Raw genomic sequence first — 21870 nt, forward strand, 5'->3', positions numbered from 1 at the left:
TCGGCTTACTTTGAGCTTAAAAACAACCGGTAACCCGGGTTATCTTGTTCCGAAGTATAGGGGTATTTTAAACAATCCAAATAAGCTTCAAAATCGGCATGATGCTGATCGGGCACTTGCACCCCAACCAAAACACGCCCAAAGGCATCACTGTGATTACGATAATGAAATAGACTAATATTCCACTCCACACTCATCCGACTCAAGAAATTGAGTAACGCGCCAGGGCGTTCGGGAAATTCAAAACGATAGACTTTTTCATCCATCAGTCCAGGTACGCGTCCACCGACTAAATGGCGCAAATGCAATTTTGCCAGCTCGTTATCCGACATATCTTCCACTTCATAGCCCAGCTCGCGTAAATGCTGAACAAGCTGTTGTTGCTCGGCATAACCACCGGCGGTTCTCACCCCCACAAAGACTAGGGCTTCCTGGTCATCTGCGTAACGGTAGTTAAACTCGGTAATCACCCGTTGTGCCCCCAAGTCCTCACAAAAACGCTTGAAGCTGCCCGGCTCTTCTTTAATTTTGACTGCAAAAATGGCTTCGCGTTTTTCGCCGAGCTCTGTTCGTTCCGCAATGTGATGCAGACGATCGAAATTCATATTGGCGCCACTTACAATCGCACCCAAGCTTAAATTAGATACGCCGCGTTGCTGCACAAACTTCTTTAAACCCGCAACTGCTAACGCACCAGCCGGTTCGGAAATAGCGCGAGTATCTTCAAACACATCCTTAATCGCCGCACAGATTTCGTCGGTAGTCACCGTAATCATTTCATCGACACAGTGCAGGGCAATTTCAAACGGCTTCTCACCCACCTGAGCCACCGCCGCGCCATCGGCAAACAAACCAACCTGGGGTAGTACCACGCGCTCTTTTGCAGCTAAAGCTTGCGTCATAGACGCGGCATCTTCGGCTTCCACCCCAACAATACGCGTTTTGGGCCAAATTTTCTTCAGCACGGCGGCAATACCAGCAATTAATCCCCCGCCACCGACACACACAAACATCACATCAAACGGCGTAGGGTGTTGGCGCAAAATTTCTAACGCAATGGTGCCCTGACCGGCAATGACATCTTCATCATCATAAGGGTGAATAAAGGTTAAGCCCTGCTCACGCATGAGTTGTTTGGCATAAACGGCGGCTTCATCAAAGGCTTCACCGTGTAAAACCACCTCAGCACCGAGGCGTTTCACCGCGTTCACTTTAATTGGTGGCGTCGTTTGCGGCATCACAATAATGGCCTTAATGCCCATTTTTTTCGCCGATAAAGCCACACCTTGCGCATGGTTACCGGCGGAAGCGGCTATCACGCCGGCCGCTTTTTGTGCCGGGGTTAGTTTAACCATCTTGGCATAAGCTCCGCGCAACTTGAATGAAAACACCGGCTGTAAATCTTCGCGCTTTAACCAGACCTGGTTAAGCAACTTTTGCGACAATAAAGGCGCTAATTCAAGCGGCGTTTCTTCAGCCACATCATACACGGGCACGGTAAGGGCATTTTTAAGCACCTGTTCAAGCAAAGCCATAGCGATTCCATCCAACCAAAAAGAAGCCATTATAACAATTCCAACACCGCTAAAAGAATCAATCGCTTACAAAGCCTTGCAACACATCTCAAGACTCTCTCAATAGTCTTGTGGTAAAACTTGGCTAAACTGGTGCACAATTTCAATCAACCAGAGGCTAGATAAGATCATGCGCCCTACTTTACTTCACCTAACCATGACCAGTCTATTAGCAACGCCGATGCTGGCACAGGCCAGTGACGCGACCTCTAACAACCCCACCCTACCGGCGATTGCTGTGTCCGGTCAGCTGGATAACGCTCCCGAACTGCATGAGCTTCTTAATCGCCAAGGCAATAGTGAGACCGGAGCAGTGTTGCGTAACTTTTCTGGCGTCGATGGTCAACGCCTAGGCGGTCATGGTTTGGATGTGATTATTCGTGGCCAGGGTCAATCGGCGGTGAATGTCTTAATCGATGGCGGCAAAATTGAAGGCGCCTGCCCTAATCGCATGGATCCACCGACCGCCTATACCGAGTTAAGCAGTTTTGATCGGATTGAAGTCATTAAAGGTGTGCGCTCTTTGCAATATGGCGTGGGCGGTACAGGTGGCACGGTGATTTTGCATCGTGATCGACCACTATTTGCGCCTGGTCAATCGATTATGGGGGAAGCATTTATCGGTACTGCCAGCAATGGTTTGCGCGAAAACTATGGCGCTGAAATGACCGCCGGTAATGATCAAGGCTATATTCGTTTGCAAGGCAGTTACAAGGATGCGGAAAACTATCGTGATGGCAATGGACATGAAGTGCGCTCCAGTTACCGCACCACCCAAGGCCATATTGATTTAGGTTGGACGCCAACAGACAACCAACATTTGAAATTGTCACATGAAATTGCCAATACCGCTGATGCGTTATTTCAAGGCGCTGGGATGGACGCACCGAAATCTGATGGCACTATGACGCGTTTAAGCTACGAAGCGGACGATTTAGCAGGCCTGGTTACTGGTATCGAGGTGTCTATTTATCGCTCGGAAGTCGATCATGTGATGAATAACTTTAGCTTGCGCCCGTTGACGGCTCCCTCGAAAATGGAAGTACCTTCAACAGTGACCACTCAGGGCGGTAAACTCCGCTTGACCTCGAACTTTGGCCATACCTTCGTTGATTATGGGTTGTTACTGCAATCTATTGAAAAACAAGCGACCTTGTTTAACAGAGCGACAAATCAATCGCAGTTTTTAATGTGGCCAAATACCATCACCGAACAAAACAGCCTATTTATTGAAGCGAATAGCGCTCTTTCCAATACTCAAAACCTTATCTATGGCGTGCGTGTGGATCGCGTTCATGCCAAAGCGCGTGATGCGAACAAGGTACCGGATGCTGCTGGATGGCCCGGCAATCCAACGGCATCGCGAGCTCCTACAAATCTCTACAACGAAGCCTATCAAAATTATTCCGGTGCCACCAGCATTAATGAAACCAACTGGAACGGCCTGATTCGTTATGAACAAACGCTCAGTTCATCATTGGCTTGGTTTGGCGGCTTGAGCCTGACCACGCGCACCGCTGATGAAACCGAACGCTTTATGGCACGAACGGATTGGACCGGTAACCCAGACCTAAACCCCGAGCGTCATGCCCAGCTTGATTTAGGACTTAGCCAAACCACGCAAGCATGGCACTGGTCGGCTAATGTCTATTACGATCGAGTGACGGATTATATTTTGCGTGACCAGGCTAAAAACCAAGCCAGTGCCAATGCACGACCTGTTATGGTAGATGGCGTTGCTGATATAACAGGTATTAACTCAATCTACGTCAACATTGACGCTGAAATCTATGGCGCAGAATTTGATCTTGGCTACCAAGTCAACCAGGCCTGGTTGTTTGGCGGTTTCCTAGCGTTTACAGAAGGACGCAACCTCACCGATGGTCGTAATCTGAGCCACATGGCACCGCTTAATGGGCAAGTGTTTGGTGAATATTCACGTGATCAAGGCTATGCCGGCTTACGGATTAACTTTGCCACACAGCAAAGCCAAGTCAATACCGAGTTTAATGAACGTGAAACTCCAGCTTGGAGCAGCGTTGATCTTTACGGCGGTTATCAAATCAATAAAACCTTTAGCCTTGAAGCCGGTGTTGATAATCTGTTCGACAAAGCCTACTTTAATCATATCAACCGTAACGACCCTACAACTGGACAAATCCTAGCTAAGATTAATGAACCCGGTCGCAACCTTTGGGCGAAAGTAACCGCACACTTTTAACCAGGCCTGCTAACGAAAATCGGCAACAAAATTCGGTAGAATAACCTCATCCTATTATTTGACGAGCGGAGATCAAACAGATGCAACAACCAAAAATCAACAAAGCTTTTTTATTGCTACTATTGGCATTCGGGGTGTTTTTAGCCGGCAGTTATGCCCTTATTTATACCCTGGAGCCAAAATCAACCCATCCAAGTGCGCAAAGCGTTAGCATGACCGCACCCACCGGCGGTGATTTTACCTTGCAATCCGATCAAGGCCCCGTGTCGTTGCGCGATTTTGAAGGGCAGTTGGTGCTAGCCTATTTTGGTTATACTTTTTGCCCTGATATCTGCCCCACTAACCTGGGTGAGTTATCACTGGCCTATCGCCAACTAACCCCTGAGCAACAACAACAGGTGCAAATTCTATTTATTTCGGTTGATCCGGAACGCGATACTCCGGAGCGACTGCGTCAATATGTCGATTACTTTGCCGCCGATATGATTGGGGCAACTGCAGATGCCGCAACGATTGCGGAGGTCGCCCAACGCTATGGGGCGGTGTATGTGAAAATCGATGATGGCAGTGAAAACTATGCGGTCGATCATTCTGCCTTTACCTATGTCATTGATCGTAAAGGACGTTTGCAAACGCAACTGCCGCATGCCGCTGGTGTCGATTTTTACCGTGACACCATGCAAAATTACTTAAATTAATCCAACGACTCTCACAAACAAACAAGGAATCTCGCGATGAAAAAAACCTTATCTACCACCGTTATGGGACTAGCAGGCCTGCTGATGTTCGGCAGTTTTTCGGTGATGGCTAATCAAGCGGTCAACCTTGAAATCGATAATCCCTATGTGCGCGAAATGCCGCCGATGGCTCCGGCGACTGGCGCCTTTATGACCCTGCTCAACACCGGTGATGCCACAATTGCGGTGGTACGCGCCCAATCAGATGCCGCCAATACTGTTGAGCTACATACCCATATTAATGATAATGGTGTGATGCGGATGCGTGAAATCCCCGAGATTGTGATCGAGCCTATGGGGCAAACCGAGCTTAAGCCAGGTGGCTTGCACGTGATGCTGATTGGCCCAACCCGCGCGCTAAAAGAAGGCGACTTAGTTGACATTACGCTGATTATGGCCGATGGCAGTGAAAAATCACTGCAAGCTCCGGTGCGCAAAATCATGGGTATGGGACACGGCATGGGACAAGGTCAAGGTCAAGGTCAGGGACACGGCCACCGTCATCACCACTAATCCTTAGTTTGACAGATTAACCAACTGCACCACTTCAAAAGCAGGCTCTTCATAAGGATGCGCCTGCTTTAAGGCTGCCAAAACTCCGTGCAAATCTTGTTTTGCAACCAAGGTTTCCAATCGATACTCAGCGACTCTTTCTACCGCATCCAGCTCACCAATAAACGGCTGACTGCCCGCCAAAGGACGAAATTGTCCTTCTCCAAGTACCTGCCAACTACACGCATCGTAATGGCCTAAACGACCGGCACCGGCACTAAAAATAGCCTGTTTGACCGCTTCTATCGCCTCTTTTGGTACAAAAACCACTAACTTATAGTCAGACACCTTTTTCCCTCCTCAAATTTTCTCTACAATAGGGCAAGCTTAAATGAAAGGAAAGCCTATGACCTTATCACCCATGATAAAACTGTTTGTCGCCTACATAATTATTGTCGCGCTTGCTATGGCGTCCTACTTTACCGGCGTGGTCTATTATGCCAACTTAGCTGGTTTTATTGGTGCCATGGGTATTATGTATTTATTCTTTAAGGATCGCCCCGAAGAGTGGACAGAGGATTCTCCAGAGGCGTTAGAAGACAAAAAATGGCGGAAGATGTGGTATGTGGTACTTGGATTTGGCATCTTCTTCAGCTTGATTTTTGGAAGTTTATGGAACCACCAAATGGGTGGAATGGCCTAATTAGAGACTTACTGCTACTTCTTAGGAATATTAGTAATCCCTAATAAATAGTCATCGCTTTTAACCGCTAAATCCGTTAGAATAGTAGGGTTATCATTTCATGACTTATAAAGGAGTATTACATGAATATCGAACGTATCGTTTTATTGGTGGCAGGTAGCATGGTATTAATTAGCTTATTGTTAGGCTTAATGTTTCACCCTTATTGGTTCTTTTTAACCGCCTTTGTAGGCGCCAACCTTATTTTCTCTAGCCTAACGGGTTTTTGCCCAATGGTATTAATCTTAAGAAAACTAGGTCTAAAGCACGGCTCGCCTTTTACCAAGCGCGAAGTGTAAGTACCAAGTAATACAGGCAATCGCTAACTAATCTTGGTTAGCGATACTCTCTAACAAGGCTTCTAGTTCCTCCTGGCAATCTAGCCAAGCTACTTCCACCTCATGCAGCTCACGTTGCACGCTACCCTGCTGTTGTAACAGCGCCGCAATATCAACCGATTTTTGACTATCCTCGTAAAGCGAAGGATCGGCTAATTGCTGGTTCAGGTCAGCCAATCTCTCAGTTAAGAAAGTCATTTGCTGATCTAACTTTTGAAGTTGCTTAGTCAGCGGCTGGGTCAATTTTTGTTGTTGTTGACGCAGTGCAGCGGCTTCTTGCCGCTGTTCTTTTTTATTCTTTTGCGCAGCTGGCGAATTATCCGCCTGCACGACCAGCTTCTCTTGTTTTTGATGTTGTTTTTGCTGCTTAAGCAAGGCTAAACGCTGTTGCAAATAAGCGTCTAAATCGCCATAAAACAAGGTTACTTGCTGCTTATGTACCCACCAATATTGATCCACCAGGCCTGCTAAGAGCAATTGATCGTGTGACACCATAATCAGCGCGCCATTAAAGTCTTGTAAGGCATGCTCTAAGGCATCGCGACTGTCCATATCCAAATGGTTGGTTGGCTCATCCAAGATAATAAGGTGAGGTTGCTCATAAACAATAAAAGCCAAGCACAATCGTGCTTTCTCGCCGCCTGAAAAACAATCGATGGTTTGCCCTGCCATCTCTTGACCAAAACCAAAACCGCCAATAAAATCTCGCGCCTGCTGCTCGGTTAAATCCGCAAAACGGCGCAACATGGCTTGAATGGGAGTGTCATCAGGTTCTAGAGTTTCAATCTGATGCTGGGCAAAGTAGCCTATTTTTAGCCCTTTCGCACGCAATACTTTGCCGCTATCCGGTCTTAGCTCACCGACCAGCAATTTGATAAAGGTTGATTTACCACTGCCATTAATACCGACTAAACCAATCCGATCACCCGCCCGCAGAGTTTGAGATACATCGACAAACTGTGGCGGACTATCTGGATAACTAAAAGCCAGTTTTTCAAACTGCACCATCGGATCTGGACAATAGTCAGGGCTAGTAAAACTGAACTGAATGGGATTGAGTGCTTGTAATGGTGCAATTTCGTCCATACGCGCCAAAGCTTTAACCCGGCTTTGCGCCTGCTTAGCCTTACTCGCCTTGGCCTTAAAACGGGCGATAAAACTTTTAAGTTGTTGCATTTTTTGCTTTTGCTTATCGGCCAACGCCTGTTGCTGCATGATCGCTGCCGCGCGCTGGCGTTCATAGGCCGCAAAATTGCCTTTGTAAGTGGTTAAACTTTGCTGGTCAATCACCAGAATATGATCGACAACTTGATCTAAAAAATGCCGGTCATGCGAAATAACCAATAAGGCACCGCTGTAACTGGCCAACCATTGCTCCAACCAAGCAACCGCTTCCACATCTAAATGGTTAGTGGGTTCGTCTAATAACAATAAATCGGCCGGCTGCATTAAGGCTCGAGCCAGTTTTAACCGCACCCGCCATCCACCCGAAAAATGCGGTGCTAATTTGGTAAAGTCGCTTTCGTTAAAGCCTAGCCCCATTAACAACTGTTTCGCTTTGGCCGGCACTTGATAGGCTTGAATCCGATCTAAATTATCATGCAGGCTGATTAAGCGTTGCTCGGCATCATGACGTTGGCTTGCGCTAATATCCGCTTGACTTAGCAACTGTTCGCAAGCCTGCTGCTGAGCGGATAAATGGGCATATTCACTATCGCCGCTCATCACAAAATCCAGCGCCGCGATATCGGGCAAATCATCCTGTTGATCAACATAACCTAAACGCCACTCAGCGGGATAACGAAACTGACCCGCATCAAAATGACTTTGCCCGAGTAAAACCCGAAACAAGCTCGATTTACCCACGCCATTGCGACCGACCACACCCATTTTTTGTCCTGGATGGAGGGTCATCGAACCCTGATCTAATAGGCACTTAGTACCGGCAAACAGTTGGACTTTTTCAAGCGTTAGCATCGTTATCCCGCTGAATTTGACCATCGACCAGTTCAATTTTGTTGCCTAATTGCTTGGCCAACTGCAAATCATGGGTTACCACCAACAATGCGGTATTAAACTGTTCGTTGAGATTGAGCATTAAGGCTAAAACCTGTTCTGCCGATTTTGAATCCAGATTGCCGGTGGGTTCATCGGCCAAAATACACGCCGGTTCAGTGATTAAGGCTCGTGCAATCGCCACACGTTGACGCTCGCCGCCCGACAATTCACTCGGTTTATGATCGGCTCGTGCGGCTAAACCGACCGCTGCCAGCAACTCCTGGGCTTTGTGTTGCGCTTGTTTGGCGGGCACACGCGCAATGCGTAGCGGCAGCATCACGTTTTCTAACGCGGTTAACTCAGCCAACAAATAGTGAAACTGATACACAAAGCCGAGATGTTGATTACGAAGTTGGCTGCGCTGGGCTTCCGATAAACTGGCAAAGGCTTGACCCTGTAAAAAAACCTCACCTTCAGAAGGTTGCGCCAGGCCTGCTAACAGATGCAATAAGGTACTTTTGCCAGAGCCAGATGCGCCAACAATCGCCAGACGTTCACCGGCATGGAGGGAAAAATTAATATCATGGAGCACCGGCGTAGCAAGCAATCCCTCTTGAAAAACTTGGCTCAGACCTTGCGCTTGTAGAATGACAGAATCGGACTTACTCATAACGCAACGCCTCCGCTGGTTGAATGCGCGATGCTCGCCAGGCGGGATAAAGGGTCGCCACCAACGTCAGTCCAAACGCGAGGATGGACACCGACCAGACATCGCTCCAAAGCAATTTGGAAGGCACTTGGCTGATGTAATAGACATCGGCTGGAAAAAATTCGAATCCAAACAGGTTTTCAATAAAGGGCACTATCACCCCAATATTGAGTGATAACAACACGCCCAGCACCAACCCTAAAGTGGCGCCTATAATGCCAATAATCAGCCCCTGAATAATAAATATGGCTTGGATACTCGCCGGTGTCGCGCCCAGCGTGCGTAACACCGCGATATCTTTTTGCTTATCGGTCACCACCATCACCATCGTAGACACAATATTAAACGCGGCCACCATAATAATCAGTGCCAACACAATAAACATCATGCGTTTTTCGAGTTGAATGGCTTTAAAAAAATTGGCGTGCTGCTGTGTCCAATCGCGAATAAAAAAGTTTTCACCACTCATCGCAGTAAAGTCACGGCGAACCTGAAATACTCGAAACATATCAGTGACTTTTAACTGCAGACCCGACACGGCACCATCACGATAGCGAAATAGCACCGCCGCATCGGCTAAATGCATATAAACGACACCGGAATCATATTCATACATACCGGCATTAAACACACCTGTTACCGTCACCCGTTTTACCCGAGGCACGACGCCAACCGGAGTAACGGCCCCTTGCGGTGCCAGCAAGGTAATTTGATCGCCAACCGCAACCCCCAAATTAATCGCCAAGTCTTGACCAAGAATTACACCAAACTCACCGGGCATGAGTCTATCCCAGCTTCCTAAGGTTAAAATTTGTTCAATATTGGCCACCTGGGTTTCCAGCTCGGGTAGCACGCCACGCACCATCACGCCCTGCACACGATCACGATGACTCAGCATCGCCTGCTCCTGAATATTGGGGGCCGCGCCAATCACTTGGGAGTGCTGTAACGCCAATTCACGGGTCGCTTGCCAGTCCGCCAAATAGCTCGGACGATCACTAATCGTCATATGCGCGGTCATGCCTAAAATGCGCTCACGCAACTCATGCTGAAAGCCATTCATAATAGACATTACCGTAATTAGGGCCATCACACCCAGAGCGATACCAATCATCGAGGACATAGATATAAACGAAATAAAGCCGTTACGCCGTTTCGCACGAATGTAACGGGTTCCCAATAACAGTTCCACCGGCAACTTAAACATAACGAAGATAAATCCTTATTGACCCGACTGATTGGGATTACCAAACGTCGGCAAACTGGCTTTGGCATGAATCGCCCAAACCCTAAGAAGAAAAACAAGTCCAATAGCGACGATTGCAGCCCATTCCATAACCGCAAACCATTCCAGCGCGATAACATACACAATCGCTCCCAGTACCGACGCGGTCGCATAAATTTCTTTACGGAAAATCAGCGGCACTTCGCCGGCTAACACATCGCGGATGATGCCACCCAATACACCGGTCATCACGCCCATCAATACCACAACTGGTACAGCTAAACCAAAATCCAAGGCTTTTTGAGCGCCAATCACCGTAAAGACCGCCAAACCAAGGGCATCTAACCATAATAACAACTTATTAGGAAAGGTAAAAAAACGAATATAGATATAGGTGAACACACTCGCAAACAAAATGACATATAGATAAATCACCTGCTGGGTCCAAAAAACCGGGGTATCAAGGATCAAATCGCGGATAGTACCTCCACCGACAGCCGTGACGGTCGCCAACACCAACGCGCCAAACAAATCCAATTGTTTCCGCACAGCCGCCAGCAACCCGGTAATTGCAAACACCAAGGTTCCTAACAGATCGAGATAAAAAATGCCATCAATAAAGCTCATAGTGCGCCAATTATACGCAGTCGGTCGCTAAAACGCACCCACGCAACACGATTAAAACCATGGCAAAAGCTGACAAAGCTTGCAAAACTCATTGGAATTCGGGTTAGAATATTTTCCCATTCATTATGATCACTATTAAACGCTATGTCAGCCAACGCCCCAAAACAGTCATTATTTCCATTTCAACACCCTAAGCTTGCTGGGCATCGCTCCGACTGGGGTTATTTAAATCTTACCGAGCAGGCCTGGTGCGTTAGCCAGTTACTAGCACAACACCAAGGTTTAATTGTTTGTCTGTGCCAAGACAGTGCTCAGGCCCAAAGCCTAAGTGAACAATTGGCGATTTTTAGCGATCCTGCTCAAACGATCATTCAGCTACCAGAATGGGAAACACTGCCCTATGACCGTTTTTCGCCTCACCAAGATATTATTGCCAGTCGCCTGAGTAGTCTGCATCAATTGCCACAATTGCAACAAGGCTGTTTAGTCATTCCCATTAACAGCCTTGTTCAGCACCTGCCGCCAAAAGACTATGTGCAGCGCCAAAGCCTGCAACTCGCCGTCGGTGACACCCTAGATATTGCATCGTTTTTAAGTCATCTTGAACAAGCCGGTTACCAACGCGTCAATCAAGTGATGGAACCCGGTGAAATGGCGGTTCGGGGCGCCTTAATTGACCTGTTTCCGATTGGCAGTCATGCTCCGATTCGTCTAGACTTATTTGATGATGAACTGGAAAGCATTCGGCTGTTTGATCCAGATACCCAGCTCAGTCAAAGCCAAATTGAACAGATTAATCTCTTACCTGCCAAAGAATATGATTTTTCAGACGAGGGTATTCGTCAATTCCGCTTACAAGCACGAGAAATTTTTGGTGGCGATGTCCGCAATTCACAACTCTATAAAACCGTCAGTGATCAACAAAACCCCGGTGGGCTGGAATATTATTTACCGATGTTTTTCGAGCAAACCGACACCCTGTTTGATTACTTGCCAACCAATACGCTATTTATTGAACATTCCGAGCTAGAGGCGGCTTTAGAACACAACTGGCACGACTATCTAGAGCGCTATGAAATTGGCCGTCATGATAACCAACGGCCACTGCTGCCGCCACAAAGCCTATTAATGGAAAACCAGGCCTGCTTTAGTGCGCTAAAAAACTATCATCGTATTCGCTTGCATAGTAATGAGCAGTCACGTCCCGTTACTCAGTTGAACATTCAATTTGATAATCTGCCACTGCCCAATTTACACATTAATCATCAAGTCAAACAGCCGCTCGCGCCATTGCAGGACTGGTTGACGTCGGTTGCTAAACCGGTGATTATTTGCGCCGAATCCTTGGGTCGTCGTGAAGCCTTATTTAACCTATTACGCCAGCACGCGCTCGAGGTCGAAATTATCGACCAAGCGCACCCAGGCCAGCTAAGTCTGGTCGATTTAAAACCCAGCAGTCCTATAAACCTAGCCGTGGCACCTATTATCAGCTCAAGCCACGTTACCCCCCTGTGCCTGATTGCAGAATCGGCCCTACTCGGACAACGAGTTGAACAAAAGCGCCGGCGTAAAAAAGGTCATCAAGACTTTGATCAAGCGATTGCGAATCTCATCGAGTTGGAAATCAACAGCCCCATTGTGCACTATGATCATGGGGTGGGCCGTTATCAAGGTTTACAAACCCTTGAAATTCAAGGTGAAAACCGTGAATTTATGGTGTTGGAATATGCCAACCAAGACAAACTCTATGTACCCGTAACCTCGCTTCACTTGGTCAGTCGCTATACCGGCACCTCTGCTGAACACGCGCCATTGCACAAATTGGGCACAGACAAGTGGGATAAAGCCAAACGCAAAGCCGCTGAAAAAGCCCGCGATGTCGCCGCCGAACTACTCGAAATTTATGCCAAACGTGCCGCTCAACAAGGCATGGCGTTTGAGCTCAGTGACCAGGCCTATCAACAATTTTGCTCCGCCTTCCCCTTTGAAGAAACCGACGATCAACTCGAAACCATCGCACAAGTTTTGGCGGATATGCAAGCACCTAAGCCAATGGATCGTCTAGTCTGTGGCGATGTCGGCTTTGGTAAAACCGAAGTCGCTATGCGTGCCGCTTTTGTCGCTGCCTATGCCGGCAAACAGGTGGCAATTTTGGTGCCAACAACGCTATTGGCGCAACAACACTTTGAGAGTTTTCGTGATCGCTTTGCCGAATGGCCAGTTAACATTGCGGTGCTTTCTCGCTTTCAAACCGCTAAAGAACAAAACCTCACATTAGAAAAACTCGCCGAAGGTGGTATCGACATCGTTATTGGCACCCATAAACTGATTCAAAAGGATGTCAAATTTAACCGCCTAGGTCTACTGATTATTGACGAAGAACACCGTTTTGGCGTGCGCCAGAAAGAACAACTCAAAAAATGGCGAACCCAGGTGGATATCTTAACCATGACCGCCACCCCAATCCCACGCACGCTCAGTATGGCGATGAATGCCCTACGCGACCTGTCGATTATTGCGACACCACCGGCCAAACGTTTGTCGGTGCAAACCTTTGTGCAGGCCTGGCAACCCCAAACCGTACGCGAAGCCTGTTTGCGAGAACTACGCCGCGGCGGTCAAATTTACTTTCTCTTTAATGAGGTCGATAAGATTGATCGCATGGCCGACGATCTCGCCATGTTGATCCCGGAAGCGAAGGTCGCAGTGGCACACGGTCAAATGAACGAACGCCAACTCGAACAGGTGATGCAAGATTTCTATCACCGTCGCAGTCAAGTTCTTGTTTGTACCACCATTATTGAAACCGGAATTGACGTACCCAATGCCAATACAATTTTAATTCACCGTGCCGACAAATTTGGTTTAGCCCAGTTGCATCAATTACGCGGTCGCGTCGGTCGTTCACATCATAAAGCCTATGCCTATATGCTCACCGGTGAACCCAATACACTCACCGACGACGCACGCAAACGTTTAGATGCCATTGCCAAGCATGACACGCTGGGTGCCGGTTTTATGCTGGCGAGCCACGATTTAGAAATTCGCGGTGCTGGCGAATTGCTCGGCGAAGGCCAATCGGGACAAATTCAAGAAGTTGGTTTTGGGCTTTACAATGAATTGCTGGAACGCACCGTCAAAGCCCTAAAATCGGGCAAGCAGCCGGCGCTGAGTCTTGAGCTGGAGGCGCATTGTGAAGTTGAACTCGGCAGTGCCGCACTCATTCCTGAAGATTATCTGGCCGATATTCATACACGCCTCGTGTTTTACAAACGCATTGCCAGTGCCGAAACCGACGCGGAATTGCACGAACTGGAAGTTGAAATGATTGACCGCTTTGGTTTGCTACCCGATCAGGTCAAAACCCTGTTTAGCACCACGCAAATAAAACTACTGGCACAACCGATAGGCATTATTAAAATCGATGCCAGTGCGGCGATGATTCGGATCCAATTTAATGCCCAACCCAAGATTTCGGCCGATAAGCTGATTCAGCTGATGCAAACCCACCCGCAACGCTACAAACTGAAAGGTCAAGCAGAATTAAAAATTCTTGATAAGATGGAAACCGTTGTAGATCGGGTGAAACATCTGCAGTTTACCCTCACCCATTTGCAAGCTCATTAATCATAGGCCAAACGAATTTATGAAACAGCTTACCCGCATTTTTGCCACAGCTTGGCTTTTACTACCCCTGATCAGCGCAGCCTTAATTGCGCCAAACATTGCCAAAGCCCAGACCTCTGACACTCCTCAGGTTCATGTGGAAATTATTATTTTTCAAAGCTTAGCGCAACGGGGTTGGACCGAAGAATACTGGCCACTAACACCAGGCCTGGTGCTATCCGATAACCCTGTTAGGCTGGATGAAACCACAACCTGGGCAACGCCGGTAGTATTAGATGACCTACAACTCGCCGAGGTGCGCAGTCGCATGACCACCGATCGGGGCTATGATGTACTGGCCCATTTTGCGTGGCAGCAACCCGCTTTTAATCGTAACCAAGCACAACCTATTATCATTGACAGTCAACTGCAAAAACGCCGTCATGAAACATCACCCATTTACGGGCAAGTCAGAGCCTATCAAGAACGCTTTAATCATGTTGAGATTTTAGTAGAACTAGACCGCAGGATACCGGCCAATCTTCGTGAACGTTTTGCTGAACACCAGGGCATCGAATTAGCCTGGTTACCCGACAGTTGGACGTTTGTGATAGACGAATCACGTCGTGTGCGACCTGGAGAACTCCACTATGTTGACCACCCACTTTTTGGGGTACTCATTCATGTAAGTCGTGTAAGTCAGCCTGAGTAGCAGGTCTGCTAATTGCTATAGCAGGCCTGGTTATTTAAGCCTTACCAAATTTTAGCTCGGACGTTTCGCATCCGGTAAAATCAGATTTAACTCCAACACTTCATAGCCGTTATCGGCATCTAAGGAAATTTGTAAGTTTTCCTCGTCAATATCCACATAGCGACCAATCACTTCTAAAATTTCTTGGCGCATTTTCGGCAAATAATCGGGGGCAGTTGATTGCGAACGCTCATGTGCTAGTAAGATTTGCAAACGATCCTTTGCTTGATTGGCAGACCCCTTACGATTTTGACCTAATAGATAATCTAATAATCTCATGACTACTTCCCAAATAACTTTTTGAACAGACTTTTATGCTCAATCGTTAAAAAACGCTGGGGTTTTTCTTCACCTAAAAACCGTGCCACGATATCTTTATAGGCTTCCGACGCATCGGTACCGTCTTGCATAATCACCGGTGTACCGGCATTAGAAGCCTGCAACACATCTTGTGACTCTGGCACCACACCCAATAAATCAACGCTTAATAACTCGACGACGTCGTTCATAGCGAGCATTTCTCCAGCCGCCACGCGCATTGGATTATAACGAGTTAACACCAAATGTTCTTTAATCGAATCTTCGCCCTGCTCAGCACGACGTGATTTCGCTTGTAGTATGCCCAGAATACGATCAGAATCTCGCACCGAAGACACTTCAGGATTGGTGACAATAATCGCCTCATCGGCAAAATAAAGGGCTAATTGCGCACCTTTTTCAATACCAGCAGGAGAATCACAAATAATGTATTCAAAGCCGTCCGCTTTTAAATCTTCAATGACTTTACCAACGCCTTCTTGCGTTAACGCATCTTTATCGCGAGTTTGCGAAGCGGCTAGTACAAATAAATTTGGGGTTTTCTTATCTTTAATCAATGCTTGCTTAAGAGTGGCTTCACCCTGCACCACATTGACAAAATCATAGACGACACGACGCTCACAGCCCATAATTAAATCCAAATTACGCAAGCCGACATCAAAATCAATAACAGCCACTTTATGACCGCGCGCGGCTAAGCCGGCTGAAAAACTTGCGCTGGTTGTGGTTTTGCCCACACCGCCTTTTCCTGAAGTCACTACAATGACACGAGCCACAACTACTCCTTCACTAAAAAAATACAACTAATTAAAATTATGTATATAGTTTACCCTAAAAATTCAAAACGTAAACTTTCTTCGGCCAAATAAACTTCTACCGCCTGACCACGATACCTCTGTGGTATGTCATCAGCCAATAAAAAGAAGCCGGCAATACACACGAGTTCCGCGTCGAGCTTTTGCACAAAAATGCGGGCATCACGATTACCACTACTACCCGCAAATAATTTGCCGCGCATCGCGCCATACACGTGCACATGACCATCCGCTATAATTTCGGCCCCTGGATTAACCGACCCTCTCACTAGTAAGTCACGGTCTTTGGCAACAATCTGCTGCCCTGAACGCACCGCACCGCGCACCATTAAAGCGGTCTGATTTGAGATTACTGGGTTAATGGAAACATCGGCTTCTCGACTGATCGCTTCAGCAGGTTGCGCAGCCTCAGCTGTGGCAATAGCATCGGGCTTGGGCTTATCTTTTGGATCAAACACCGCCAAGCCAGCAAACTTTGCTTGCTCCATCACCCCTTGCTCATCGGTACGCACCCCAATCGGCACCAATTCTTGTTGGTGTAAAAACTCGACCAACAACGCCAAAAACATCGGGTCTTCAATGGTGACATCTAACTCTATAACAATTGGCAAGCCTTTAAAAAAAGCCGGTGCTTTGCCAAGAATTTCGACTAGTGATTGTGTAACATGATCAATTTCCGCACTCGCTACCTTTAAAATCGATAGCGATAAAACAGAGCCTTTTAAACTGACAGGGTTGGGCATATATCTTCTCTTTATTTAGCCGGCGCTATCCGAATCAACTATTGACACAGCGACGCCTTGACGCTGCATAAACTGAGCTATCTGTTGATCAAACACACTAATTTTTTCAAACTTATGACCACCACCGACCGCACGATGAATCGAAGCACCTTGCAGATAATGTAATGCCCGCTTAGGATCTAAAATCTCATCATCCATTTGTTGTAACAACAAGACGCGCTTAAGCGTGGCATCTGCTAAGGTTGGAATAAAATAGGGTTTCAGGGGCTCACAAACCTCTTCTGTCCAAACAAATCGCTGATCTTGGCTGGTCGTGTCGATAACATCGACTAAGGGTGCTAAAGGAGGAATCGCTGGATTGATCAATACGACCGGGACTTGATACTTGTCTGCTAAATAGAGCGCATAAAAGCCACCTAAGGACGCTCCAATTAGGCCTACCGGTTGGGTTTGAGTTTCTAACCACTGCTCTAGCGTATTGATGGCTAAGGGCACTTTATCAGGTAATGATGGGCAGAACACTTGGTTACTACCAAAAGCACGCTTAAAATGTCGCGCCTTATAACTTAAACCATTGGATTGATAACCGTGTAAATAGGCTAACATCGAAACCCTCCTTAACCTTGTAACCAGGCATCAAACACATACCAAATAATATAACCGCCATACATCACTACAAAAACCCCGCTAAGTAGGGTTATCGGGCGCAGTCCTTTTAGACCTTTTTGTTCGGGAATCACCTCGCCACGCCATTGCATTTTTTTGCGCTGCCACTGGTATTTAATAAACCAAATAAAAAACACCAATACCAATAACAAACCCAAAAACTTAAGCATTTAGCAGGCCTGCTATTTTTACACGCACCTTATCAAGCTCTGCTTGGGTATCCACCCCTATCCCAGCATCCATTAATGCTTCCAGCACTAGAATCGGTTCACCATGCCACAACACACGCAGTTGCTCCAACCGCTCAATCATTTCCAGCTCACACACCGGCCAGTTGACATAACGCTCCACAAACCCGGCACGATACGCATACAAGCCAATATGGCGGCGATAAGGCCAACTAGGCCATTGCTTGGGATCTTCTGCAAAAGCATCACGCGCCCATGGCATCGGGGCGCGACTAAAGGTAATGGCAAAATCTTTGGCATCGGTAACCACTTTTACCGCGTGTGGGCTAAATAAGATATCCAGATCCGTAATGGGTTCAGACAGCGTCGCCATTTCAACATCATGACGTCCCATTAAGGCATGAGCAACTTGATCAATCAGCGCAGGTGGCAACATCGGCTCATCCCCCTGCAGGTTCACAATCACCTCGTCACAGGGTAAACTCAAACGCTCAATCACCTCGGCAATCCGCTCGGTACCTGATTCGTGCCGGTCCGAGGTTAAACACACCTCCGCGCCCATTGCCAAACAGGCCTGCTGAACTTCAAACGATTCGGTTGCGATAATCACGCGGGTGGCGGCGCTCTTAATCGCGTTTTGCCAGGTCCAATAAATCATCGGCTGGCCAGCAATATCCAGTAATGGCTTACCCATCAATCGGGTTGACGCATAACGAGCAGGTATGATGACAGTAAATGCCATGTTGGCTAACCTTTTAACTTGCGATAATGTTCGGCCTCTTCGGCACTAATAACCCGAGCCTCATCTTCTAGCATCACCGGAATATCATCTCGAATCGGATAGGCTAGATTGGCCGCGGTGGCAATAAGCTCTTGTTTTTCTTTGTCATAATACAACTTGGTTTTTGTAACAGGACATACCAAAATATCGAGCAGGTTCGGATTTAAACTCATTGTTGTTCTCGCCTTTTAATGCCTAAGATTAAGTCGCTGTATTGCGGGACAAGCGTGGGTGTTGATGCAATTTTGTCAATAATGCGCTTTCAAATGCCGCATCCATGACCACTTTTACTGGACAGACCCACCAATTTGTGTTGGCAAAACGATCTTTTGCAAACACACCTTTTACAAATTTTTGACATTTTACCGCATCTTTAGCCGTCATAACTAAGGGTTTTGTTGGATCAAGCTCGGCAAAATCTGCTTCGCTAAAAACATAATGGTCAGCAAAGGGCTTTTCGAAAACATCCAACCCCTGTTGCTTGAGTGCGCTAAAAAACCGCTGTGGATGACCAATACCTGCGATGGCATAGATAAACTGCCCCTGAAAGTCCGCCAGGGGTTTCTGCTGACTAGCATCATCCAACCGATAGGCTTGTTGCAGCTCTAATGCAAAGCCATAGCTGGGTGGACTATTATCAACAGCCGCCAACCAGCTGGGCGGGTTATAAAAGCTGGTGGGCGACACTGGCGAAATTGCGCCGTTAAACAACACAAAATCCACCTGCTGCAAACGATCAAGCGGTTCCCGCAACGGTCCCGCAGGCAAACAATAGCCATTACCAATGCCATCATTTGGTCGGCTGGCATCAAAAACGACCAGTTCCATATCACGTGCTAGGCCATAATGCTGCAAACCATCATCGCTAATGACAATATCTACCGACTCGATAGCCAGCAGGCCTGCTAAAGCCGCCGCGCGATCACGACACACCACAATAGGAATATCAAAGGCTTGTGCCAACATCAAGGGTTCGTCGCCTACTACCGCCGGATCGCTGACTGCCGTAACCTGTTGCGGATTCTGAATGGCCACGCCGCCATAACCGCGAGCAATCACCCCAACCCGCCAGCCCTGCGCTTGCAACAGCGGAATTAGCCAACTAATCAGCGGCGTTTTACCACTACCGCCAACCACCAAATTCCCCACCACCAACACAAAAGGCATCTTATTATCGTAATCGTGGGTTGCTTGTTGCTTAAACGCCTTAAAACGCCGTTTCGCGACCCATGCAACCAGGCCTGCTAATGGCCGCAATAATTGTGCTCGCCAATTGGGTTTTAACCAAAAACCTGGCCAACTCATCAGCAAATAACGCAGAGGTTAGTGAGTCGACTTTCGACCTTGGTTAAATTTTCTTGGGTGCCAAATAACACCAACACATCACCCGGCATTAATACCGTATCCGGTTGCGGACTTAAATTACGTTCGCCATCTCGCACCAACGCATTTAATTCAACCTGGTCGTCTTCTAAATCTAACTCATCTAACCGCTTTCCAATGGCCGAACTGCCTTCTGTTAAGGCTACAGAATGTAAGAACTCCGGAAGATTAATGCAATCATTAATTTCCACCGTGCTTCTAAATAATTCACGCATCATTTGATAACGATCAACGCGCGAGTCTTGTAAGGTACGTGCCACTTTTGCTAAAGGCATTTTCAATGCCAACATTGCATGCGAGCTCAACATAATACCGGCCTCGAACGTCTCTGGTATTACCTCGGTCGCACCGGCTCGCCGCAACTCCGCGACATGAATTTCATCGCGTGTTCTTACTAAAATAGGAACCTCGGGATTCAGTAATCGCGCTAACTTTAAAGTTTTAAGTGTGGCTGGTAAATCATCATGGCAAATCAGTAGCAGCTTCGCTTTAGGCACGCCCACAGCCTCTAATACGGTCAAATCCGATGAATCGCCATAATAAACCGGCTCACCACCTAATCGTGCCTCTTTAACCCGCCCGGCATCCATATCCAGCGCCACATAAGTAATTTTCTCTTTTTCTAACATATGGCCAACAATCTGACCTATTCGGCCATAGCCGGAAATCACCACGTGTTCTTCCGAAGCGGTCGGGGCTAACTCGGGATCCGTCGTCATCGCCAATAAAGGCTTTCTCGGCTTAAACCAACTGGCAATTGTTTGGTTATAACGAATTAAGAATGGCGCTAAAATCATCGAGAATAGCACCGAGGTCAACACGATCTGCGCCATGCGATCTTCTAGAATGCTGGCATCAATCCCAATTGCCAACAGCGCAAAACCAAACTCGCCACCTACCGCTAAAAGTAATCCGGTACGTATGGCCGTTTGTAAATCAATCCCGGATACTCTGACAATTAAGGTGACTAATAAAATCTTGATGACAAAAATAGCGAGGGTTACTAATAGCACTTCAACCCAAATATCAGGCAGTGAAAATGGATTAAACAGCATCCCAATACTGATAAAGAATAAGCCCAAGAGTACATCTTTAAATGGACGAATGGTTGATTCCACCTGATGTTTAAACTCGGTTTCCGCAAGCATCATCCCCGCTAAGAAGGCACCAAACGCCATGGATAAACCCAGGCTCATGGTAGTCCAAGCGGCCACCAAAGAGACAAACAGCACCGATAAGGTAAACAACTCTGCGGAGTTTCGTTGCGCCACAGTATGAAAGAAAGGTTTGAGTAAATAACGCCCTAAAAAGAACACTAAGAAAAACGCAAATAAGGCTTTCAACAACGCCCAACTTAAATCCATCGCCAAGGCTTGCGTGCTGGCAATTGCCAACACCGGAATCACCACCACAAAAGGTACCGCGGTAATATCCTGGAACACCGACAAAGTGGTTCCTAAACGGCCATGACGGGTTTGCCCCTCGCCCTGCTCGGCGAGCTGTTTAATAATAATCGTACTGGAGGACTGGGCAAAAATTGCGCCAATTACAAACGCCGCAATCGCCGGTACACCCAGCGCCCACAAAATCACCGCAACCACCGCCGTGGTTAAGACCACCTGCGCAGTTCCCAAGCCCAGAATTGTATGCCTCGACGCATAAATTTGCGCCATGGAAAAGCTCAACCCAATGGTAAAGAGCAAAAAGACAATCCCAAACTCGGCAATCAGCCGAATATATTCTTCCTCAATAACCGGACCGGGCGTATAGGCGCCCAATAACACACCCACCGCCAAATAACCCAAGCTGGCTGGGATCTGCAGTTTTTTAAACACCAAAATAATAAATACGGTTAACCCAAGTAAAATAATAACTTGAGTTAGAGTTTGTTCTAGCATTTGGGCAACCTTAAATGCGTAAAGTAAATTAAGTAAGATTTTAGCAAATAGGTATAAG

22 protein-coding genes are annotated in these 21870 nt (G+C 47.2%); 7 read left to right on the forward strand and 15 right to left on the reverse strand.

All coding sequences use genetic code 11. The features are described from left to right. Positions 1–5: 5 nt before the first annotated feature. Positions 6–1535, reverse strand: a complete 1530-nt coding sequence (ilvA, locus tag THICY_RS05450) for a threonine ammonia-lyase, biosynthetic (protein WP_013835613.1) — start codon at positions 1533–1535, stop codon at positions 6–8. 169 nt (positions 1536–1704) lie between these two features. On the opposite strand from ilvA, the gene THICY_RS05455 reads away from it, so the two are divergent. The 3 genes from THICY_RS05455 to THICY_RS05465 all read left to right on the forward strand — a co-directional run bounded on the left by THICY_RS05455 (position 1705) and on the right by THICY_RS05465 (position 5045). Then, complete coding sequence (locus THICY_RS05455) at positions 1705–3795, forward strand: TonB-dependent receptor domain-containing protein (RefSeq protein ID WP_013835614.1); 2091 nt, start codon at positions 1705–1707, stop codon at positions 3793–3795. Between the two features lie 80 nt (positions 3796–3875). Then, complete coding sequence (locus THICY_RS05460; RefSeq protein ID WP_013835615.1) at positions 3876–4493, forward strand: SCO family protein; 618 nt, start codon at positions 3876–3878, stop codon at positions 4491–4493. Between the two features lie 36 nt (positions 4494–4529). Further along, positions 4530–5045: a copper chaperone PCu(A)C gene (locus tag THICY_RS05465; RefSeq protein WP_013835616.1), complete on the forward strand. Its 516-nt coding sequence runs from the start codon at positions 4530–4532 to the stop codon at positions 5043–5045. Positions 5046–5048: 3 nt separating this feature from the next. Here THICY_RS05465 and THICY_RS05470 read toward each other — a convergent pair whose 3' ends face one another. Next, the gene (locus tag THICY_RS05470) at positions 5049–5372 is read right to left on the reverse strand and encodes an NIF3 1 (RefSeq protein WP_013835617.1); all 324 of its coding nucleotides are present in this window, start codon (positions 5370–5372) and stop codon (positions 5049–5051) included. 58 nt (positions 5373–5430) lie between these two features. Here THICY_RS05470 and THICY_RS05475 point away from each other — a divergent pair, with 58 nt between their 5' ends. After that, complete coding sequence (locus THICY_RS05475; protein ID WP_013835618.1) at positions 5431–5727, forward strand: hypothetical protein; 297 nt, start codon at positions 5431–5433, stop codon at positions 5725–5727. Between the two features lie 122 nt (positions 5728–5849). Beyond that, on the forward strand, positions 5850–6065 hold the full coding sequence (locus THICY_RS05480; RefSeq protein ID WP_013835619.1) for a YgaP family membrane protein: 216 nt from the start codon (positions 5850–5852) through the stop codon (positions 6063–6065). 27 nt (positions 6066–6092) lie between these two features. On the opposite strand, the gene THICY_RS05485 is transcribed toward THICY_RS05480, so the two are convergent. From THICY_RS05485 to THICY_RS05500, 4 genes are read right to left on the reverse strand one after another with little or no spacing between them, the layout of a single operon-like run. Next, complete coding sequence (locus THICY_RS05485) at positions 6093–8081, reverse strand: ABC-F family ATP-binding cassette domain-containing protein (RefSeq protein ID WP_013835620.1); 1989 nt, start codon at positions 8079–8081, stop codon at positions 6093–6095. After that, positions 8068–8772 (reverse strand): ABC transporter ATP-binding protein, encoded by a 705-nt coding sequence (locus tag THICY_RS05490; RefSeq protein ID WP_013835621.1) that lies wholly within the window; start codon positions 8770–8772, stop codon positions 8068–8070. The genes THICY_RS05485 and THICY_RS05490 overlap by 14 nt, the downstream gene beginning before the upstream one ends. Continuing rightward, a complete protein-coding gene (locus THICY_RS05495) occupies positions 8765–10018 on the reverse strand; it encodes a lipoprotein-releasing ABC transporter permease subunit (protein WP_013835622.1) in 1254 nt (417 codons plus the stop codon). The genes THICY_RS05490 and THICY_RS05495 overlap by 8 nt, the downstream gene beginning before the upstream one ends. A gap of 15 nt (positions 10019–10033) precedes the next feature. Beyond that, the gene (locus THICY_RS05500; RefSeq protein WP_013835623.1) at positions 10034–10663 is read right to left on the reverse strand and encodes a trimeric intracellular cation channel family protein; all 630 of its coding nucleotides are present in this window, start codon (positions 10661–10663) and stop codon (positions 10034–10036) included. Between the two features lie 144 nt (positions 10664–10807). Here THICY_RS05500 and mfd point away from each other — a divergent pair, with 144 nt between their 5' ends. Together mfd and THICY_RS05510 are read left to right on the forward strand one after the other, a co-directional pair. Beyond that, positions 10808–14290, forward strand: coding sequence for a transcription-repair coupling factor (mfd, locus tag THICY_RS05505; RefSeq protein ID WP_013835624.1), 3483 nt, complete (start codon positions 10808–10810; stop codon positions 14288–14290). Positions 14291–14309: 19 nt separating this feature from the next. Continuing rightward, positions 14310–14981, forward strand: coding sequence for a CsiV family protein (locus THICY_RS05510; RefSeq protein WP_013835625.1), 672 nt, complete (start codon positions 14310–14312; stop codon positions 14979–14981). Positions 14982–15032: 51 nt separating this feature from the next. On the opposite strand, the gene minE is transcribed toward THICY_RS05510, so the two are convergent. The 9 genes from minE to THICY_RS05555 are packed head-to-tail and all read right to left on the reverse strand — an operon-like array spanning position 15033 to position 21812. Beyond that, positions 15033–15299 (reverse strand): cell division topological specificity factor MinE, encoded by a 267-nt coding sequence (gene minE / locus THICY_RS05515; RefSeq protein WP_013835626.1) that lies wholly within the window; start codon positions 15297–15299, stop codon positions 15033–15035. Between the two features lie 2 nt (positions 15300–15301). Beyond that, complete coding sequence (gene minD, locus THICY_RS05520) at positions 15302–16114, reverse strand: septum site-determining protein MinD (protein ID WP_013835627.1); 813 nt, start codon at positions 16112–16114, stop codon at positions 15302–15304. A 50-nt stretch (positions 16115–16164) separates the two neighbouring features. After that, a complete protein-coding gene (gene minC / locus THICY_RS05525; protein ID WP_013835628.1) occupies positions 16165–16896 on the reverse strand; it encodes a septum site-determining protein MinC in 732 nt (243 codons plus the stop codon). Between the two features lie 15 nt (positions 16897–16911). Next, positions 16912–17502: a YqiA/YcfP family alpha/beta fold hydrolase gene (locus THICY_RS05530; RefSeq protein ID WP_013835629.1), complete on the reverse strand. Its 591-nt coding sequence runs from the start codon at positions 17500–17502 to the stop codon at positions 16912–16914. 11 nt (positions 17503–17513) lie between these two features. Continuing rightward, entirely contained in the window at positions 17514–17732 is a 219-nt protein-coding gene (locus THICY_RS05535; RefSeq protein WP_013835630.1) for a hypothetical protein, read from the reverse strand. Next, a complete protein-coding gene (gene kdsB, locus THICY_RS05540; protein WP_013835631.1) occupies positions 17725–18492 on the reverse strand; it encodes a 3-deoxy-manno-octulosonate cytidylyltransferase in 768 nt (255 codons plus the stop codon). Before kdsB ends, THICY_RS05535 begins: the two co-directional genes overlap by 8 nt. A gap of 5 nt (positions 18493–18497) precedes the next feature. Then, on the reverse strand, positions 18498–18704 hold the full coding sequence (locus THICY_RS05545; RefSeq protein ID WP_013835632.1) for a Trm112 family protein: 207 nt from the start codon (positions 18702–18704) through the stop codon (positions 18498–18500). A 28-nt stretch (positions 18705–18732) separates the two neighbouring features. Continuing rightward, complete coding sequence (gene lpxK / locus THICY_RS05550) at positions 18733–19836, reverse strand: tetraacyldisaccharide 4'-kinase (protein ID WP_013835633.1); 1104 nt, start codon at positions 19834–19836, stop codon at positions 18733–18735. Continuing rightward, positions 19836–21812, reverse strand: a complete 1977-nt coding sequence (locus THICY_RS05555) for a cation:proton antiporter domain-containing protein (RefSeq protein ID WP_013835634.1) — start codon at positions 21810–21812, stop codon at positions 19836–19838. The genes lpxK and THICY_RS05555 overlap by 1 nt, the downstream gene beginning before the upstream one ends. Positions 21813–21870 lie beyond the last annotated feature (58 nt).

This window comes from Thiomicrospira cyclica ALM1 (genome assembly GCF_000214825.1).
Classification (GTDB): Bacteria; Pseudomonadota; Gammaproteobacteria; order Thiomicrospirales; family Thiomicrospiraceae; genus Thiomicrospira; species Thiomicrospira cyclica.

Bases quoted from the DNA above. Each gene is read 5' to 3' on its own strand.
- ilvA (WP_013835613.1), bottom strand. From the start codon at position 1,535: ATGGCTTTGCTTGAACAGGTGCTTAAAAATGCCCTTACCGTGCCCGTG.
- THICY_RS05455 (WP_013835614.1), top strand. From the start codon at position 1,705: ATGCGCCCTACTTTACTTCACCTAACCATGACCAGTCTATTAGCAACG.
- THICY_RS05460 (WP_013835615.1), top strand. From the start codon at position 3,876: ATGCAACAACCAAAAATCAACAAAGCTTTTTTATTGCTACTATTGGCA.
- THICY_RS05465 (WP_013835616.1), top strand. From the start codon at position 4,530: ATGAAAAAAACCTTATCTACCACCGTTATGGGACTAGCAGGCCTGCTG.
- THICY_RS05475 (WP_013835618.1), top strand. From the start codon at position 5,431: ATGACCTTATCACCCATGATAAAACTGTTTGTCGCCTACATAATTATT.
- THICY_RS05480 (WP_013835619.1), top strand. From the start codon at position 5,850: ATGAATATCGAACGTATCGTTTTATTGGTGGCAGGTAGCATGGTATTA.
- THICY_RS05485 (WP_013835620.1), bottom strand. From the start codon at position 8,081: ATGCTAACGCTTGAAAAAGTCCAACTGTTTGCCGGTACTAAGTGCCTA.
- THICY_RS05490 (WP_013835621.1), bottom strand. From the start codon at position 8,772: ATGAGTAAGTCCGATTCTGTCATTCTACAAGCGCAAGGTCTGAGCCAA.
- THICY_RS05495 (WP_013835622.1), bottom strand. From the start codon at position 10,018: ATGTTTAAGTTGCCGGTGGAACTGTTATTGGGAACCCGTTACATTCGT.
- THICY_RS05500 (WP_013835623.1), bottom strand. From the start codon at position 10,663: ATGAGCTTTATTGATGGCATTTTTTATCTCGATCTGTTAGGAACCTTG.
- mfd (WP_013835624.1), top strand. From the start codon at position 10,808: ATGTCAGCCAACGCCCCAAAACAGTCATTATTTCCATTTCAACACCCT.
- THICY_RS05510 (WP_013835625.1), top strand. From the start codon at position 14,310: ATGAAACAGCTTACCCGCATTTTTGCCACAGCTTGGCTTTTACTACCC.
- minE (WP_013835626.1), bottom strand. From the start codon at position 15,299: ATGAGATTATTAGATTATCTATTAGGTCAAAATCGTAAGGGGTCTGCC.
- minC (WP_013835628.1), bottom strand. From the start codon at position 16,896: ATGCCCAACCCTGTCAGTTTAAAAGGCTCTGTTTTATCGCTATCGATT.
- THICY_RS05530 (WP_013835629.1), bottom strand. From the start codon at position 17,502: ATGTTAGCCTATTTACACGGTTATCAATCCAATGGTTTAAGTTATAAG.
- THICY_RS05535 (WP_013835630.1), bottom strand. From the start codon at position 17,732: ATGCTTAAGTTTTTGGGTTTGTTATTGGTATTGGTGTTTTTTATTTGG.
- kdsB (WP_013835631.1), bottom strand. From the start codon at position 18,492: ATGGCATTTACTGTCATCATACCTGCTCGTTATGCGTCAACCCGATTG.
- THICY_RS05545 (WP_013835632.1), bottom strand. From the start codon at position 18,704: ATGAGTTTAAATCCGAACCTGCTCGATATTTTGGTATGTCCTGTTACA.
- lpxK (WP_013835633.1), bottom strand. From the start codon at position 19,836: ATGAGTTGGCCAGGTTTTTGGTTAAAACCCAATTGGCGAGCACAATTA.
- THICY_RS05555 (WP_013835634.1), bottom strand. From the start codon at position 21,812: ATGCTAGAACAAACTCTAACTCAAGTTATTATTTTACTTGGGTTAACC.